At 57.2% G+C, this 16,351-nt stretch carries 15 protein-coding genes; 3 read left to right on the top strand and 12 right to left on the bottom strand.

Going from position 1 to position 16,351, the window contains the following annotated elements; genetic code table 11:
* Window positions 1-28: 28 nt before the first annotated feature.
* The 8 genes from H7R56_RS16315 to deoC form a co-directional block, all read right to left on the bottom strand.
* Complete coding sequence (locus H7R56_RS16315) at window positions 29-1,333, bottom strand: MFS transporter (RefSeq protein ID WP_106924542.1); 1,305 nt, start codon at window positions 1,331-1,333, stop codon at window positions 29-31.
* Window positions 1,334-1,407: 74 nt separating this feature from the next.
* The gene (locus H7R56_RS16310) at window positions 1,408-2,274 is read right to left on the bottom strand and encodes an amidohydrolase family protein (RefSeq protein ID WP_106924541.1); all 867 of its coding nucleotides are present in this window, start codon (window positions 2,272-2,274) and stop codon (window positions 1,408-1,410) included.
* On the bottom strand, window positions 2,271-3,221 hold the full coding sequence (locus tag H7R56_RS16305) for an aldo/keto reductase (protein WP_106924540.1): 951 nt from the start codon (window positions 3,219-3,221) through the stop codon (window positions 2,271-2,273). The genes H7R56_RS16310 and H7R56_RS16305 overlap by 4 nt, the downstream gene beginning before the upstream one ends.
* Window positions 3,218-4,396, bottom strand: coding sequence for a mandelate racemase/muconate lactonizing enzyme family protein (locus H7R56_RS16300; protein WP_106924539.1), 1,179 nt, complete (start codon window positions 4,394-4,396; stop codon window positions 3,218-3,220). The genes H7R56_RS16305 and H7R56_RS16300 overlap by 4 nt, the downstream gene beginning before the upstream one ends.
* Window positions 4,393-5,454, bottom strand: a complete 1,062-nt coding sequence (adhP, locus tag H7R56_RS16295; RefSeq protein WP_106924538.1) for an alcohol dehydrogenase AdhP — start codon at window positions 5,452-5,454, stop codon at window positions 4,393-4,395. The genes H7R56_RS16300 and adhP overlap by 4 nt, the downstream gene beginning before the upstream one ends.
* An 11-nt stretch (window positions 5,455-5,465) precedes the next feature.
* Window positions 5,466-5,966 carry a D-ribose pyranase gene (gene rbsD / locus H7R56_RS16290; RefSeq protein WP_106924537.1) on the bottom strand — a complete coding sequence of 167 codons (501 nt, stop codon included), beginning with the start codon at window positions 5,964-5,966 and terminating at the stop codon, window positions 5,466-5,468.
* Complete coding sequence (locus H7R56_RS16285; RefSeq protein WP_181357956.1) at window positions 5,963-6,901, bottom strand: ribokinase; 939 nt, start codon at window positions 6,899-6,901, stop codon at window positions 5,963-5,965. The genes rbsD and H7R56_RS16285 overlap by 4 nt, the downstream gene beginning before the upstream one ends.
* A gap of 66 nt (window positions 6,902-6,967) precedes the next feature.
* Complete coding sequence (deoC, locus tag H7R56_RS16280; protein WP_106924536.1) at window positions 6,968-7,669, bottom strand: deoxyribose-phosphate aldolase; 702 nt, start codon at window positions 7,667-7,669, stop codon at window positions 6,968-6,970.
* A gap of 246 nt (window positions 7,670-7,915) precedes the next feature.
* On the opposite strand from deoC, the gene H7R56_RS16275 reads away from it, so the two are divergent.
* The gene (locus H7R56_RS16275) at window positions 7,916-8,812 is read left to right on the top strand and encodes a helix-turn-helix transcriptional regulator (protein WP_106924535.1); all 897 of its coding nucleotides are present in this window, start codon (window positions 7,916-7,918) and stop codon (window positions 8,810-8,812) included.
* A 199-nt stretch (window positions 8,813-9,011) separates the two neighbouring features.
* Here the strand turns inward: H7R56_RS16275 and H7R56_RS16270 are convergent, their stop codons facing one another.
* Together H7R56_RS16270 and H7R56_RS16265 are read right to left on the bottom strand one after the other, a co-directional pair.
* A complete protein-coding gene (locus tag H7R56_RS16270; protein ID WP_106924534.1) occupies window positions 9,012-11,444 on the bottom strand; it encodes a formate C-acetyltransferase/glycerol dehydratase family glycyl radical enzyme in 2,433 nt (810 codons plus the stop codon).
* Between the two features lie 5 nt (window positions 11,445-11,449).
* Window positions 11,450-12,352 (bottom strand): glycyl-radical enzyme activating protein, encoded by a 903-nt coding sequence (locus tag H7R56_RS16265; RefSeq protein WP_106924533.1) that lies wholly within the window; start codon window positions 12,350-12,352, stop codon window positions 11,450-11,452.
* A 133-nt stretch (window positions 12,353-12,485) separates the two neighbouring features.
* Here H7R56_RS16265 and fsa point away from each other — a divergent pair, with 133 nt between their 5' ends.
* A complete protein-coding gene (fsa, locus tag H7R56_RS16260) occupies window positions 12,486-13,148 on the top strand; it encodes a fructose-6-phosphate aldolase (protein ID WP_106924532.1) in 663 nt (220 codons plus the stop codon).
* A gap of 74 nt (window positions 13,149-13,222) precedes the next feature.
* Here fsa and moeB read toward each other — a convergent pair whose 3' ends face one another.
* Both moeB and moeA read right to left on the bottom strand, forming a co-directional pair.
* Window positions 13,223-13,984: a molybdopterin-synthase adenylyltransferase MoeB gene (gene moeB, locus H7R56_RS16255; protein ID WP_106924531.1), complete on the bottom strand. Its 762-nt coding sequence runs from the start codon at window positions 13,982-13,984 to the stop codon at window positions 13,223-13,225.
* Window positions 13,984-15,219 carry a molybdopterin molybdotransferase MoeA gene (gene moeA, locus H7R56_RS16250; RefSeq protein ID WP_106924530.1) on the bottom strand — a complete coding sequence of 412 codons (1,236 nt, stop codon included), beginning with the start codon at window positions 15,217-15,219 and terminating at the stop codon, window positions 13,984-13,986. The genes moeB and moeA overlap by 1 nt, the downstream gene beginning before the upstream one ends.
* A gap of 179 nt (window positions 15,220-15,398) precedes the next feature.
* Here moeA and iaaA point away from each other — a divergent pair, with 179 nt between their 5' ends.
* Window positions 15,399-16,340 (top strand): beta-aspartyl-peptidase, encoded by a 942-nt coding sequence (gene iaaA, locus H7R56_RS16245; protein WP_106924529.1) that lies wholly within the window; start codon window positions 15,399-15,401, stop codon window positions 16,338-16,340.
* Window positions 16,341-16,351: the final 11 nt, after the last annotated feature.

Raw genomic sequence — 16,351 nt, 5'->3', positions numbered from 1 at the left:
GAGTGCGGTTGTTGCTAGTCAGTTTTATTTATTTTACCGATTTAATCGGTAGCACGAAGAATGAGGATGCAAATACAAAAATAATGGCTGCAATAAAGAGTGATGAATAATTATTATCGAATGCCGACAGTAGCCAGGCGGATAAAATAGGGCTGAATGATTGCGGTAATACGGTGGCAATGGTCAGAATGCCCATATCTTTTCCCGCCTGTTTGCCGCCGCCGGGCAATACCTGGGTCATTAGCGCCATGTCGATGGACGTGTAGGCGCCGTAACCCAGACCAAGGATCGCAGCATAGATATACATGCCGGTAAGCGTCGGCATTATCAGCGGTAACATCAGACCCGCGGCCATCAGCACGCTGGAGGCGAAGACAAAAATTTTACGCCGCTGCCATCTGTCGGAGAGAACGCCAGAAATCAGGCCAGAGAACAATAATGTGACCAGCGTTATCACCGAAATGGTGCCGATGGCGTAGTTAGATTCCTGAACGCTCAGGCCGATATAGTCCTGCAGGATATACAGCTGATAGGTGACAACGCCCTGATACCCGAGGTACATGGTGAAGCGGCCAAAAAACGCCCAGCCAAAATCAGGGTACTCGCGCGGGCTGACCCAGAAGCTTTTGAAAAACGTTCCCCACTGGAAAGGTTCTGTGGGCAACGTGCGGGCCGACGGCTCCCGGTTGATCAGCACAAAGGCAAGGCAGCAGGCCGCAATAGCAAGGCCAAACACCAGGTAGCCGAGCTGCAGATTCCAGGCCAGATACCCGGCAAGGATGATGCCAACGGTACCGCCAGCGGTTGAGCCCGCGCCCACGAACCCGGACGCAATCCCCCGGTTTTCCGGCCGGAAGCGATCGGCGACAACCGTGGCAAGCGGCCCGTTCATACAGTTCAGCGATACGGCGGCCATTAGCCAGAACGCGGCAATGCCGGCAACCGTGGTGGCCATTGAAATACCAAAAATCGCCAGCCCGCCGAGCAGCGCGCCGCCCACAATCCACGGTGAGCGTCGCCCCCAGGTGGAGCGACAGCGGTCGGATAACGCACCCGCAATCGGCTGGGCAAGGATGGTAAAGAGCAGGGCTGTCGTCATGACGATCGCCAGGTTGTTGGCCTTATTGGCCGGATCGATTTGCGCAATATGGTTCGGCAGCAGCACCGAAATAACCCCACAGTAGAGCGCGAGCAGGACAAAGAAGTTGGTAAATAATGATACCAGTAAAATTCGTTTTTTCGTTCCGGTGACCGTTAATGTGTTTTCAACAGTATTTTTATTGTATTTGTTACTAGCATCCAGTGGCGCTATTGCGTTGCTATTATCAGACATGCTTATTTCCTCAATTATAGTTTTCAGTAGGGAAAATGAAATAAACGACATCCAGAGGTAGAGTCAGGTAATCGTTACCCTCCTGAGGACAGTGAATAAATTCGCCGGGCGTTTTGCGCCGTAATGGCGCTACGTTGCTGTGCGGATATCGGCAAAAGCTGCAATGACTCTTCCACGCATTTACGCCATCGGGTATATCCGCCCGCAAGGTTGACCACGGGCCAGTCCCCGCCGAAAAGACAGCGTTCGGTGCCGAAGATATCGATGGCATGCAGGATCCAGGGGATCAGCTGCTCTTTTGTCCAGTTCTGCCAGTCCGCTTCGGTGGGTAGGCCGGAAAGCTTGCAACTGACGTTCGGGTAGGCCGCGATCCGCATAATGCCTTGTTGCCATTCCAGCATGCCGTTCTGCGTAATATTGGGTTTACCCATATGGTCGAGCACCACATGTGCCTGCGGGCAGCGGTGAAATAGCCAGTTCAGCAGGTTGTCAGCGGCAAGGAGCTGATCTGCGCGGATACACAGATCGATGACCCATCCCTCCTGCGCGGCGGCCAACAGTCCGGCCCGATAGTCTGCATCGTAAAAGCGCTCAAGCGGCTCATTTTGTAGCGAACGGCGAATGCCAACGACTAATGGCCATTCCCGGAGCTGGCGTAGAAAAGGGCGTACTGCCTCGCCGTGTTCCAGCGGTGCGCAGGCGACAATCCCGGCCAGGACGATAGGGCTGTGTTCCGCTATCCGGTGAAGCCAGATAACCTCTTCGAGAGCCTGGTCGATAAGGCAATCCGCCTGAACAACAATCGCCATGTCCGGCGCGCCGTCAACGTTGGCCAGCTGTTCGGGAAGATACGGCTGGTTTAGCGCCGGCAGATCGTTGAGCCACGGGTAAGATAAACACTGTGGGTTCCACAGATGGAGGTGGCTATCTATCAGCGTCATTTTTGGGCTTTGCCTCCGTTTCCTGGCAGCATGTCCCAGCCAATATTCAGCACTGGTGCCATCAGCGCATCAATTTTGCCCATTAATTCCGGGTCGAGCGGCTGCGTGCTCCAGCGAATATTGTCCAGCATATTTTCTGCACTGGCGGTGCCAATCACGGTGGTGGCAATACCGTTTTGCGCTGCGGTAGTTAAGGCAAACTGCAGGGCTGCCTGGGCAATATTGACGCCATTGCGGTCACACAGTGCCGTGACCGCGCGGCACACTCGCTGCACATCGGTGTGCGCTGGGTGCCACTGCGGCGCGCCGTCACGGGTCAGTAATCCCATTGCCAGCGGGGACGCGTTCAACACCCCGATTCCCGCCTGATTAAGCCGACGAGCGACGTCGCCTAAACGACGATCCTGCAACGTCCAGGTGCAATAGGCCATCACCGTGTCGACCTGCTGCTCAGTGGCGATACGCTCGAGCAAATCCAGCGTATACCCGGTGATCCCAACGTGGCCCACCACGCCGTCTTGTTGCAAAGCACGCAGCGTCGGCAGCGCTTCATCAATCAGCTGTGACAGGTCGCCATATTCAATATCGTGGCATTGGATTACGTCGATATGGTCAGTTCCCAGGCGAGAGAGACTCTCATCAATACTGCGCAGGGTGGCTTCGCGGGAAAAATTCCACTGGCTATCACCGTAGCGGCCCACTTTGGTTGCCAGCGTATAGTGCTTTCTTGGTACACCTTTTAACGCTGCGCCAAGCGCCGTTTCTGCTTTTGTTAGCCCGTAGTAGGGCGCAACATCGAAATAGTTCACCCCGTGGGCCAGCGCGGTTTCGACGGTTTCATTGGCCTGCTGCTGTGAGACCGGGTGATAGATGCTGCCGAGTGACGCTGCCCCCATGGACAGTACCGGAACCTGAATACCGGTTTTGCCTAACATGACTGTTTTCATTTTTTGTCTGCTCCCGAACGTAATGTGTCGTTCTCGGTGGTGCGCAGAGATAGCCGTAATCCGGCCCGCTCTGGGCGGACGTGTGGGCCCTGTGCGACAGTCCAGCTCCCTTCCGCATGCGGTTTTGCCAGCGCTGCTTCATCCAGTGAAATCCCCAGCCCCGGGGCATTGCCCAGCACAATGCCGCCATTTTCAATGCGCTGGTCGACGCTCACCCCGGTGGGGAAAGTGAGATCCTGAACTTCGCAACTCAGATGGTTGGCAATGGCCGCTGCGGCGTGTGCGACCGGGTTGGTGTTGTAACCGACCGGGCTGACGGGCAGGCTAAAGGCCTGCGCCAGATTTGCGACGCGCAGAAAGTGGGTTATTCCCCAGCACATACCGGCCTGTAAAACGTCCACGGCGCGTTCGCGTATCAGCGGTTCAAATTGTTCAATGCCGGTCAGGTTCTCCCCAGTGGCAACCGCGCAGTGAACCTGCTGACGGACGGCGGCGTGGCCTGCGGCATCCCAGCGTCTTACCGGCTCTTCTATCCAGCTCAGATCGAGCGCTCGCTCAAGACGCGAGACGTAGCGCACCGCCTGTTTGGCGCTCATGGATTCGTTGACGTCAATCATCACCGAAGGGGCGGCGGTGTTACGGCGATACACGTCGCGCACCGCCAGTAAACGCTCCAGATCCTGCTCGACGTCCAGGCCGCCTTTCAGTTTGAACGCGGTAAACCCGCGCTCGGCGAAACGTTGGTGTAGCGCGACCAGTTCGTCAAGGGAGAGCGGATAATCGAGCCCGGAAGCATAGCCCGGCACAAAAGCCTGTCTGGCCCCCAGATGCCGCCACAGCGGTTCATTGGCGATCCTTGCTTTTAAATCCCACAGCGCCATATCGACGACGCCGATGGCCCCAAAGACGCTACCTGCATGGCCGCTTTTAAATACCCAGGACAGCATGCGGTCATAGAGCGCGGTAACCGCGCGGGGATCTTCGCCTTCAATGGCCGGGAAGATACGCTCGATATCGGCATGGCCTCCCGGCGCGATACCACAGATGCCTTCGTCAGTTTCCAGCACCAGAAAAGGGATTTCGGTGACTCCGGAGATCAGGCTACCGTTGATATCGCCGATCGGCCTACCCCAGTTATGCAGCGCTTTGAGCGTGCGCCAGCCGGTGATTTTCATGCTTCAGACTCCTGGTATTGGGTACTGGCCGTTTTGGCCGTCTGGCGCATATCAATCACCATTCTCCCTTGGATTGCGCCGCGTTCCATCTCGTTAAAAATGTCGTTGATTTCATCCAGACGACGGGCCTGAACGACCGGATGTACGCGTCCTGCCAGCGCATGATCGAAAGCTTCCGCCAGATCCTGACGTGTACCGACCAGGCTGCCGACGATTTCGATGCCGTCCAGCACGGTTTTGACAATGTTCAGGTCGAGATCGCCCGCCGGGACGGCAACGCAGACCACGCGGCCTCCGGCTCGTACGCTGTTGACCGCCTGGTTGAAGGCCGAGCGTGCGACGGCCACCACCACTGCGGCATGCGCGCCGCCTGCGGTCAGCTCGTTGATGCGAGCTGGGACGTCTTCCTCCCGCGCATTGATGGTGTACTCCGCACCGGATTCGCGCGCGAGCTGGAGTTTGTCGTCCTGGATATCAATGGCAATCACGCGGGCATTAAAAACGTTGCGTGCAAACTGAATGGCCATGTTGCCGAGCCCGCCAGCGCCCCAGACCGCGACCCATTGCCCAGGACGTACCGTGGAGACTTTTATCGCTTTATAGGTTGTCACCCCGGCGCAGGTAATGCTGCTGGCAATGAGCGAGTCGAGCCCCTCTGGCACCTTCACGGCGTAATCGGCTTTCACGATGCACTGCTCTGCCATCGCGCCATCGACGCTGTAACCAGCATTTTTGACCTTGCGGCAAAACGTTTCACGACCGCTGACGCAGTACTCGCAAACGCCGCATCCTTCATAAAACCACGCGACGCTGACGCGATCGCCAATGCGCAGGCTGGTCACATCGCCAGCGATCGCGCGCACGATGCCAATCCCTTCGTGTCCCGGAATACGACCGGGAACGGGGCCGAAATCGCCCTGCACGACGTGCAAATCGGTGTGACAAACGCCGCAGCATTCCACTTCGACCAGCGCTTCACCGGCTTTGAGATCCCGGAGCGCTATCTTTTTGATCTCGACTTTTCCGGGGTGGCGCTGGCTAACAACGGCTGCTTTCATAATGATTCCTGTTAGTTGAGTTCCGGAACGACGTTGTCCAGAATGCGCTGGCGTCGGGCAACGTAGGCCGGCAGCGGGGCAACACCGGAGGCGTCGGTAAACCAGGCAAACGGATCGGTGCTGGCGACGAGCGCAAAATTAGCCCACGGGTTAAACGAACCCGAGCGAATGATGACTTTGGCCTGCTGCGCTAGCTGCTGGCACAGCGTTTCATGGCTGGCTTCGCGGAATTCGGCGCCGGAGCCGGTATAAACCGCCTGAAGGTCGCGGTAGAGCTGCGGGTTGCAATCACGCACTTCGCTGGCGAAGTGGACTTCTTCGACGAAGATCTCTTCGCGCAGCACCTGCAGGATGGTCATGACGTCGATGGTTCCCGGCCAGAAGCCCAGGTCGATGCGGTGGGCATTCGCCGGGATTGGAAAGCCCGCATCGGTTACCAGAACAATGTCGGTGTGGCCCAGGGTCGCCAGCGCGCCCGCCAGCTCAGGATGCTGAATTCGTCCGGTTCTCATCGTGCGTGCTCCTCGGTTGTTGCCTGTGTCTGTAGGAAGGCTTCAACGTCGGCACGTGTGTGGTATGACGGCACGGTTTCCCAGGCGGTGCAGCACAATGCGGCGGTGGCGTTGGCAAATAAGACGGCATCGTGAAGCGACTGATTTTCATCAAGAGCGGTCGCCAGCGCCGCATTAAAGCTGTCACCTGCGCCGTTGCTGTCGACCACCTCAACCCGACAAGGGGCAACCTCGAGGGTTTCGTCGCGGGAGTAGACCGCCGACCCTGCATCGCCCAGTGTCATTACGACGTAGCGGCAGCCGGTATCTAACAGCAGATCGGCGATTTCCCGGTTACTACGCGGATCGTCCGGCGGCAGCCCCAGGGCGACGCGGGCTTCGGTTTCATTCGGGGTTAGGTAGTCGATGGCGCTTAAATCAAGCTGACGCAGATCCTGGGCGGGCGCCGGATTCAGGATGGTGGTTTTCCCCAGGCTATGGGCGCGACGCAAGCCGTACAGCGCGGTTTCCAGCGGAATTTCCAGTTGGGCCAGGGCAACATTGCACTCAGCTAAGGAGGCAATGGCTTCATCAACGCGAGATGGGGTAAAGAGTTTGTTGGCCCCCATATCCACCACGATGATATTTCGCGCCTCGCGATCTTTGACGATCAACCCGGCGCCGGTCGGCAACTCTTGGGTGATGCTCAGCGCCTGGATATCAATGCCTTCATCCTGCATTAAACCGACGAACTCATAGCCAAATGCATCATCACCGACAACGCCCGCATAGGCGACATCTGCACCTAAGCGTGCGGCCTGCACCGCCATGTCCGAGCCTTTTCCGCCCCAGGTCTGGCGAAAATCGCGGCCAATCAGCGTTTCGCCTGCCAGTGGGATACGATCGGTGGTCATCACTAACGCTTTTGCATAACTACCGAGAATAAATACACTCATCACATACTCCATTCTCTGTACTGCTTTTGAACGGGACGCCGCGTTGCCACGGTGTCCCGGGATAAATCAATAGCCGTTGATATCGCCTACCAGGCCTTTCACCAGCTCTGGCCCGGAGCTGGTACCCACCAGTTCCGCCCCGGCAATAAACATCTCTTTCATTTTTTCTATCGTGTTGACTTTACCGGAAACTTTCACGCGGCACGGGGCCTGGATATTCGCTTTGAGAAGTTGAACATCTTCTACCGTGGCTGCGCAGCCGCCTTTGCCCCAGCCGCTGGATTGTTTCACCCAGTCAATACCGGCTTCGTATGCATAACGAGTGGCTTTGATTTTCATTGCTTCTTCAGTGATGAAGCCGAACTCCAGCATAGCTTTTACTTTCATACCCAGATCGTGAGCAACGTGGGTGACTTCTTTCAACTCGCGGAAATAGAGCTCGTCCAGACCACCGAGCAAAAAGCCTGGGTTCGGCGGGAAATCAAATTCGTCAGCGCCTTCTTTCGCCAGTTCACGCACCAGGGCGACTTTCATGGCGGTGGTGTCGTTGGCCTGCGGGAAGTTCACGGTGGTGGCAACGCGGATCCCGCTGCCTTTCAGCACATCTTTCGCCAGAGACACCCAGCATGGCGCGATCATCGCAGCATCGAATTGATACTGCTGACAAATTTCCAGGTGCTTTAATAACCCTTCACGCGTCAAATCCGGGTTTACATTGGTGAACTGAATTGCCTTCGCAACCTGACGGGGATCGTTAAAATCAATCATCTACAACTACTCCTGTTTGCTAGGTCACCGCACAACACTATGCGGTTGGGATAACGCTACTTTAGGCAGGTCGGCGATGAGGCGTGATAGGTAGAATTCTCTGCAACATGGACAAAATTTTCATGTCAATGAAGTTGTGAAGTGGTTCAAAATTTTGTCTGGAATTCGGGCGTGTTACGGGCGTTTTGATATTGACCGTGCCACGCTGTACGCCCTTATACAGGGTGTTCAGGTAGGCAGGAGCTAATGGGAAGAGAAACGCAGAAAACCCGCATCGTGGCAAACTGGTATCGTGAGTCGGATGAGTTTTCGACGCTGGTGAACTATCGTATTTTGCGCGCCGGGCATATTCAGACGGCTGAAAACTTTCATGTCAGACGCCAGTCAGTTGTGGGGCATGAGCTGATTTTTTGCCTCAACGGCAGTGGGTTTATCCGGATGGAAAATACCCTTCATCCCGTGAAAAAAGGCGGGCTAGCCTGGCTGCCAGTACGCTGGCCGCATGAACATTTCCCCAATAAAGAGGAACCATGGGAAATTCTGTGGGTGCGAATTGAGGGGGGGAAGCTCAATAACCTGATGCAAATCCTCGAGGTGTCGCGCAACCCGGTTTTTCAGTTTGAACAGCCAGACAAAGTGACTGAAATTTATAACCATATCTTTAGCATGATGCATACACATACGCTGGTGGCGGACGCGCGCTGCGATCTTCTTTGTGCGCAGCTCATTTTTATGCTGCTGGAAAACCGCAGTTTTGAAGCGGAAAGAACGCCTATTATTTTACACCGCGGATTAGGCAAGCTGATTTATCAGATCCACAGTCACTACAGTGATGAATGGGATATTGAAAAATTTATGCATTACTGTCAGGTGAGTAAGCCCCAACTTTTTCGTTTATTTCAGGCCACATTCAATCAAAGCCCGCTAAAGTGGCTAAAAAACTATCGGTTGTCGCAGGCGCGACGGCTTCTGGTTGAAACCAACGATTCAATTAGCCGTATTGCTGCTCTTGTGGGGTATAACGATCCGCTGCATTTTTCCCGTGATTTTCACCGTGTGTCCGGTTTTTCCCCTAGTGAGTTTCGTCGTAAGGAACAGCATCTCGATGTTTTAGTTGAAAATCAGCACCGTACCGGTCCATAGGTCAGTAAACGATAAATGGTCTTCTGATCTTATCCCGCAATAGTGGACACGCAACTAAGTGAGTAAACTTTCAACCATTGGTGACTCACATAACAACACCAGCATCAACCACCAAAAAAGGTGAGAAAAATGGCTCCGTGCGGTTCCCTCTCCCCATTGGGGAGAGGGTTAGGGTTAGGGTGAGGGGGAAAACACCGAACTACAGTGTGTGCTCCGTACGGGCAATAATATCATCCTGCGCATCCGGCGACAGCGCGGTAAAGAACGCCGAATACCCCGCCACGCGCACCACTAAATCACGGTACCGATCCGGATGTTTCTTCGCTTCCAGCAGCGTTTCACGCGACACGATGTTGTACTGAATGTGCCAGCCTTTGTGTACTTCAAAGAAGGTGCGCAGCAGCGCCATCAGTTTCTGCTTATCGCTCTCGTTTTCCAGCGTTGCCGGGTTCAGCTTCTGGTTAAGCAGCACGCCGCCAAGAATGGATGCCGTCGGTAACTTACCAATAGAGCTGATCACCGCGGTTGGCCCCAGATGGTCGGTACCGGAAGCCGGGCTGGCGCCTTCGGCGAGCGGCGTTTTCGCCTTACGGCCATCCGGTGTAGCCATAGTCTGGGCACCAAACGGCACGTTGGCCGAAATAGACGAGGTGCCGGCGTAGTAGTTTCCGCCAATCGGGCCGCGGCCGTAGCGCGGGTTGTGGTACTGCTTCAGTTCGTCGATATAGGTCTGATAGGCGCGCGCCAGCAGGGTATCAACGCTGTCATCGTCGTTGCCGTACTTCGGCGCGCCGTTGATCAGGCGCTGACGCAGCTGTTCGTGGGTCAGACCCTCGTAATCGTCCGCCAGCGCTTGTGCCAGCTGCTGCTGACCTATCGCCCCCTGATCGAATACCAGCTTTTTGACCGCCGCCAGGCTGTTGCCGAGGTTGGCGATGCCCACCTGCAGGCCGGAAACCCAGTCATACTTTGCGCCGCCCTGTTTGATGCTTTTCGCCCGCTCGATACAGTCGTCAACCAGCGCCGAGCATAGAATATCGTGCACGTTTTCTTCCAGCATGGTGTCGACCACGTACTCAATCTCAATCGATTTACGCGTGTAGTAGCGGATCTGATTATCCCAGTCGGCCAGCATCTGGTCGAAGTTGGCGAAGTTGCCCTGCGACAGCGCGTGCTCCTGTGGCAGGAACACCTTACCGCTGGTGGCATCGCGGCCGCCCTCCATCGCCGCCAGCATCACGCGGGCAAAGTTGATAAAGCTCATGCCGGTACAGCGATAGCCCCATTTACCGCCGACGGCGGTTTCGATGCAGCCGATTGCCGCGTAGTCGTAGGCATCTTCCGGTTCGACGCCGAGCTTAATAAATTCCGGGATGACGATTTCATCGTTATTGAACGCTGGCATGCCGAAGCCGCAGCGAATCACCTGCACGCAGGCGTCGAGGAAATCGTTGCTCATGCCAGCGTGGTAGCGCACGCTCAGGTTTGGCTGGGTGGAGCGCAGGCGGCCGCAGGATTCGAGAATCGCGTAAGAGAGCGGGTTGACCGCGTCCTGCGCCTCGCCGTTTACCCATTTTTGGCCGCCGATGGTGACGTTCTGATACAGCGGGCTACCGGCAGAGGCTTTGGAGTGCGAGCCGGAGCGAATTTTGTTCACCTCCAGCAGCTTCAGCCAGCAGCTGTGCAGCAGTTCAATGGCGTGCTCGCGATCCAATGACTGTTCCAGCTCAACGTCGCGGCGATAGTAAGGGTACAGATACTGGTCCATACGGGCGAACGACACGGAGTGTCCATTCGACTCAATTTGTAAAATCAGCTGAATGAAATAGCACAGCTGCAGCGCCTGCCAGAAGGTTTTTGGCGGCTGGTGGGCAATCACGTCGCAGTTTTCCGCTATCGCCAGCAGCTCATCGCGGCGGCTGGCCCGCGTTTCTTCGGCGGCCATGTTACGCGCCAGCTCGGCGAAACGGGCAATGTGCAGGCTTACGGCTTCAAGAACGATATCGATAGCTTTGAGGAACTGCTCACCGTGCAGGTCTTCCAGCACGGTCAGGTTAATGCGGGTACGGCGTTCAGCCACTTTCGCGCGCATGCCGTCGAGGCCCTTTTCCAGCAGCAACGGGTAGTTTACCGCCAGGTGAGCGTCGCCCGAGGTCATATTGCCTTCAGCTTTGATGATACCGGTCGCCAGCAGCGCTTTTTGCTCATCGGTGAACATACCGTAGCAGCGGTCTTGTACGGTCTGGCCGCGCCACCATGGGCACACTTCGTGCAGCACGCGTTTGTTCTCTTCGCTGACGGCGAAGCCCGCGCCCGGACGGTCGGCGAGATCGTCGATCTCTTTTTCAATCCAGCTGACGGTATATTCCGGGAAGATCGGCGCGGCGCGCACTTCACTGGCTTGGTTGCCGATGATCAGCTCGTCGTGTTTGATCCAGATAGTCCGCTCTGCCAGGTGGTGGGCCAGCGCCAACGCGCGGCGGACTGGAATCGGCTTGTCCAGGTGCTGCTGGTACGCTTCGGTATAGTGGCGTGCGCGTTCGGTGCACACCGGCGGCTTAACAATATGCACCAGCGCGTTTTTGTGGGCCTGGATGCGGTCGGTCAGTTTATCGAGCGTCAGAGTGGTCATGGTTTTTATCCTCGTAGTGTCGCCGTTAACCCTTTTTCGTGCGCGTACTGTTGGGCAAAGTCCAGCAGCGCTGGGTCATTCAGCGGCTTGTCGGGTGCAAAGTAGGGAAGACCGAGCAGGGAATATTTGTTGATTCCCAGCGTGTGGTACGGCAGAAAATGAATGTCGCGCACGCCGGGCATTTCATCGGCGGCAAAATCGGTAATCGCTTTAATGGAGGCGGTATCAGCGTTGAAGCCCTGAATCAGCGGCACGCGCAGGGTGACTTTTTTGCCGGCTGCCGACAGGCGTTTCAGGTTATCGAGTACGCGCCTGGCCGAGCCGTCGGTCCACTGTTTAAAGCGCGCCTCGTCAACGTGCTTGAGGTCGGCGAGGAACAGGTCGATATACGGCAGCGCCGGTTCGAGATAGCGCCACGGCACATGCAGGCAGGTTTCGACCGCCGTGTGGATGCCTTGTTCATGCGCGCTTTTCAGCAGCGTCAGCGCCAGTTCAGGATTCATAAACGGCTCGCCGCCGGAGAGCGTCATGCCGCCGCCGCTGCGATCGTAAAAGGGCTTATCGCGCAGAACGGTCGCCATGATGTCTTCGGCGCTTTTCGCTTCGCCGCAGACGGTCAGCGCCTGCGTTGGGCAACAGTGTGCCAGCGCGTCGAGATGCGTTTGATTCAGCTTTTCGCGATGAATAACCAGGCCGTTAAGGGCACGGGTAATGACCGCAGGCACCGCCTGTTGACACAGATCGCAGCCCTCAAGGCACAGGCGCGGGTCAAACAGCAGATCCTGTTCACGGGCGCGGCTTTCCGGGTTTTGACACCAGCGACAGCCGAGCGAGCATCCTTTCAGGAAAACCACGGTGCGGATGCCTGGACCATCGTGGGTGGAATAGCGCTGAATGTTGAAAATCATAGCGTGCCCTCATCTTTCGTATAAAGATTAAAATACTTTCGAATGAAAGTTATCTTGACGTACGTCAACTTAAGAAGAGGTTTTGCTGTGGTAGGGTTATTCCATGCTCAATATCACGCTTTAAGGAATCATCATGGAACTCTATCTCGACACCTCTGACGTTGCGGCAGTCAAAAAGCTGGCGCGCGTATTTCCGCTGGCGGGCATTACCACCAATCCAAGCATCGTGGCTGCGGGCAAAAAGCCGCTGGATGCGCTGCTGCCGGAACTGCTTGACGCCATGGGCGGTAAAGGCCGTCTGTTTGCCCAGGTCATGGCGACTACCGCCGATGGCATGGTGGCAGATGCGCATACGCTGCGGGCGATTATTCCGGATCTGGTGGTCAAGGTGCCGGTAACGGCAGAAGGGCTGGCGGCGATTAAAATGCTGAAAGAAGAGGGGATCCCGACCTTAGGCACCGCCGTATACAGCGCCGCGCAGGGGCTGCTGTCGGCGCTGGCGGGCGCAGAATATGTCGCGCCTTATGTCAACCGCGTGGATGCACAAGGCGGCAACGGGATTCAGACGGTGTGCGAATTACAGGATTTGCTGACTCTGCATGCACCGCAGTCGAAAGTGCTGGCGGCCAGTTTCAAAACGCCACGCCAGGCGCTGGATTGCCTGCTGGCGGGCTGTCAGTCGATTACTCTGCCGCTGGACGTGGCGCAGCAGCTGATTAGCTACCCGGCGGTAGACGCGGCGGTGGCGAAGTTTGAGCAGGACTGGCAAACGGCATTCGGACGGACGTCGCTGTAAAAGAAAATACCGGATGGTGGGCAAGCGATTATCGGTTCCCTCTCCCCATTGGGGAGAGGGTTAGGGTGAGGGGGTTATGCCGAAGCCTGCCCGCACACCTCACACGCTGGGTCACGCATTAGCTTCATCTCTCTGAACTGACAGCGCATCGCGTCATACATCACGATTTTCCCCGCCGCTGGCGTACCGTAATGGGCCAGCACCTTAATGGCTTCCATGGCCTGCATTGCACCGATGACCCCGACCAACGGCGACATTACGCCCGCTTCGACGCAGGTGAGGGCATTGTCGCCGAACAGGCGGCTCAGGCAGCGGTAGCATGGCTCGCCTTCCTGATACGTAAATACCGAAATCTGCCCTTCCATCCGAATCGCCGCGCCGGAAACCAGCGGGACCTTATGGCGGAAGCAGCCCGCGTTGAGCTGGTTGCGAATGGTGACGTTGTCGGTACAGTCGAGCACCAGATCGTGTTCGGCAATCAGCGCCCACAGCTCGTCTTCTTCCAGCAGTGCGTTACGGGCCGCCAGCGTGACGTGCGGGTTAATCCGCGCCAGCGCCGCGCGGGCGGAGTCCACTTTCGGCAGGCCAATCGTGGCATCGCTGTGCAGCGTCTGGCGCTGGAGGTTGGAGAGCGCGACGGTATCGAAATCCAGCAGCGTCAGTTGGCCAATGCCCGCAGCGGCCAGATACTGGGCTGCGGCGCAGCCCAGACCGCCGAGGCCAACGACCAATACGCGCGACGCTTTTAGCTGCTCCTGACCGTCAAAATCAAAGTCGCGCAAAATGATTTGCCGGTTGTAGCGCAGCATTTCGGCATCGCTGAGTTCGACGGCCATTACAGGCCTCCCAGCAGATGGTTAAACGGCTCAACCTCGACCCATTCACCCGCTTCAACGGTGCCGCGTTCGCGCTCCAGCACGATGAAACAGTTGCCCTGGCTGAAGGAGCTGAAAATATGCGAACCCTGGTGGCCGGTGGTGGTAACGGTAAGCTCACCGTTGGCGTCGCGGCTTAGCACGCCGCGCTGGAAGTCGAGACGACCCGGCGATTTCTTCAGTCGACCGGCGGCGCGCACGCGCAGGCGGGGAGCCTGGGTGGCGTGCGTGCTGGCGCTCAGCTTCGCCAGCAGCGGTTGGACCAGCTGATAGAAGGTTAACGCGGCGGAGACCGGGTTACCTGGCAGACCGCAAAACCAGCTGTGGCTCAGCTTACCGAAGGCGAACGGTTTACCCGGCTTGATGGCCAGCTTCCAGAAACCTATTTCGCCGAGCTCGTCGAGGATGGTTTTGGTGTAATCCGCTTCACCCACCGATACGCCGCCGGAGCTGATGACGACGTCGGCCTGTCGATCGGCCTGGATAAAGGTTTCGCGAAGCTGTTCCGGGTTGTCACGGATGATGCCCAGGTTAATGACCTCACAGCCGAGCTGTTCGAGCATCAGGTGTACCGCCAGGCGGTTAGTGTCGTAGATTTGCCCGTCACCCAGCGGCTGGCCCGGCAGCTGCAGTTCATCGCCGGTAGAAAACAGCGCGACGCGGACCTTCCGCACCACGTCGACGTCGGCGATGCCGAGCGACGCCAGCACCGGTAATTCGGCAACGGTAAGGCGCGTCCCTGCGGGGAAGACGACCGCGTCGCGGGCAATGTCTTCACCGCGGCGGCGAATGTTTTGCCCCGGCTTCACGTTGGCGATGAAGCGAATACCGGCGTCGGTCTGCTCGGTTTCCTCCTGCATCACGACGGCATCGCAGCCGGCGGGAACGGGGGCACCGGTCATAATGCGCACGCAGCTGCCGGCAGGCCATTCGCCGTGGAACGGCTGTCCAGCAAAGGCTTTGCCAGCAACGGTCAGCGGCGCCTGTGCGCTAAGATCGGCCAGGCGGACGGCGTAACCGTCCATTGCCGAGTTATCAAAACCGGGTACGTCCAGCGGGGAGATGATATCGCGTGCGGTAATGCGCCCAAACGCCTGCAACAGCGGTACCGTTTCACTTTCCTGAAGTGGGGTAATCCGATCAAGCATCTGTGTGAGCGCCGCATCAAGCGGTATCAGTCCGGCGGTAAAATCCATGGGTAAACTCCTGCGGGAAACGTTCGAATCCGCACATTATGGCAGAAAACCCCCGCAGACTGTATGCCACCTGCGGTGTAGCTTTACATGACGGAAGGCTATTTCTATATTCAAAATTCATATAGGCGCAATGCCACTATAATGATATTTATAAAGAAAATGACGGAAGGGATGGCGTAATGGGCAAGGCAGTCATTGCAATTCACGGCGGTGCGGGGGCCATCAGCCGCCAGCAGATGTCGGCGGAAAAAGAGCGCGAATATGTGACCGCGCTGTCCAGCATTGTGGAACATGCACAAGGGATGCTTGAGGCCGGTGCCAGCGCCCTTGATACGGTGACGGAAGCGGTACGACAGCTCGAAGAGTGCCCGCTGTTTAACGCGGGAATCGGCTCGGTGTTTACCGCCGAGGAAACCCATGAGCTTGACGCCTGCGTGATGGACGGCAACGCGCTGCAGGCGGGGGCCGTGGCGGGCGTGAAACATCTGCGAAACCCCATTCTGGCTGCCAGACTGGTGCTGGAAAAGAGCCCGCACGTGATGCTGATTGGCGAAGGTGCGGAAGCCTTTGCTCAGGCGCAGGGCATGGAGTGGGTGGAGAATTCGCTGTTCTCTACCGACGCGCGCTTTCAACAGCTTGTCGAAGCGCGCAGCAACGGCGCATTTATTCTCGATCACGACGGTGCGCCGCTCGATGAGCGTCATAAGATGGGGACCGTCGGTGCCGTCGCGCGGGATATCAACGGCAACCTTGCCGCCGCCACCTCGACCGGCGGAATGACCAATAAGCTTCCAGGGCGGGTGGGCGACAGCCCGCTGGTGGGGGCGGGCTGCTATGCCAACAATGCCAGCGTTGCCGTTTCTTGTACCGGCACCGGTGAGGTGTTTATCCGCACGCTGGCGGCGTACGATATTGCGGCATTAATGGAGTACGGCAACCTGAGTCTGCTGGAGGCCTGCGAGCGGGTTGTGATGGAAAAACTGCCGGCGCTCGGCGGCAGCGGCGGGTTGATTGCTATCGACCGCGAAGGCAACGTCGTGCTGCCGTTCAACAGTGAAGGGATGTATCGTGCCTGGGCCTACGCCGGCGATACGCCTACGATTGGTATTTACCGGGAATAAAAGGAGCAACC

The organism is Klebsiella sp. WP3-W18-ESBL-02 (assembly GCF_014168815.1).
Lineage (GTDB): Bacteria > Pseudomonadota > Gammaproteobacteria > Enterobacterales > Enterobacteriaceae > Kluyvera > Kluyvera ascorbata_B.
The sequence above is the reverse complement of the archived record's forward strand: the minus strand, read 5'-3'. Positions and strand labels throughout refer to the sequence as shown.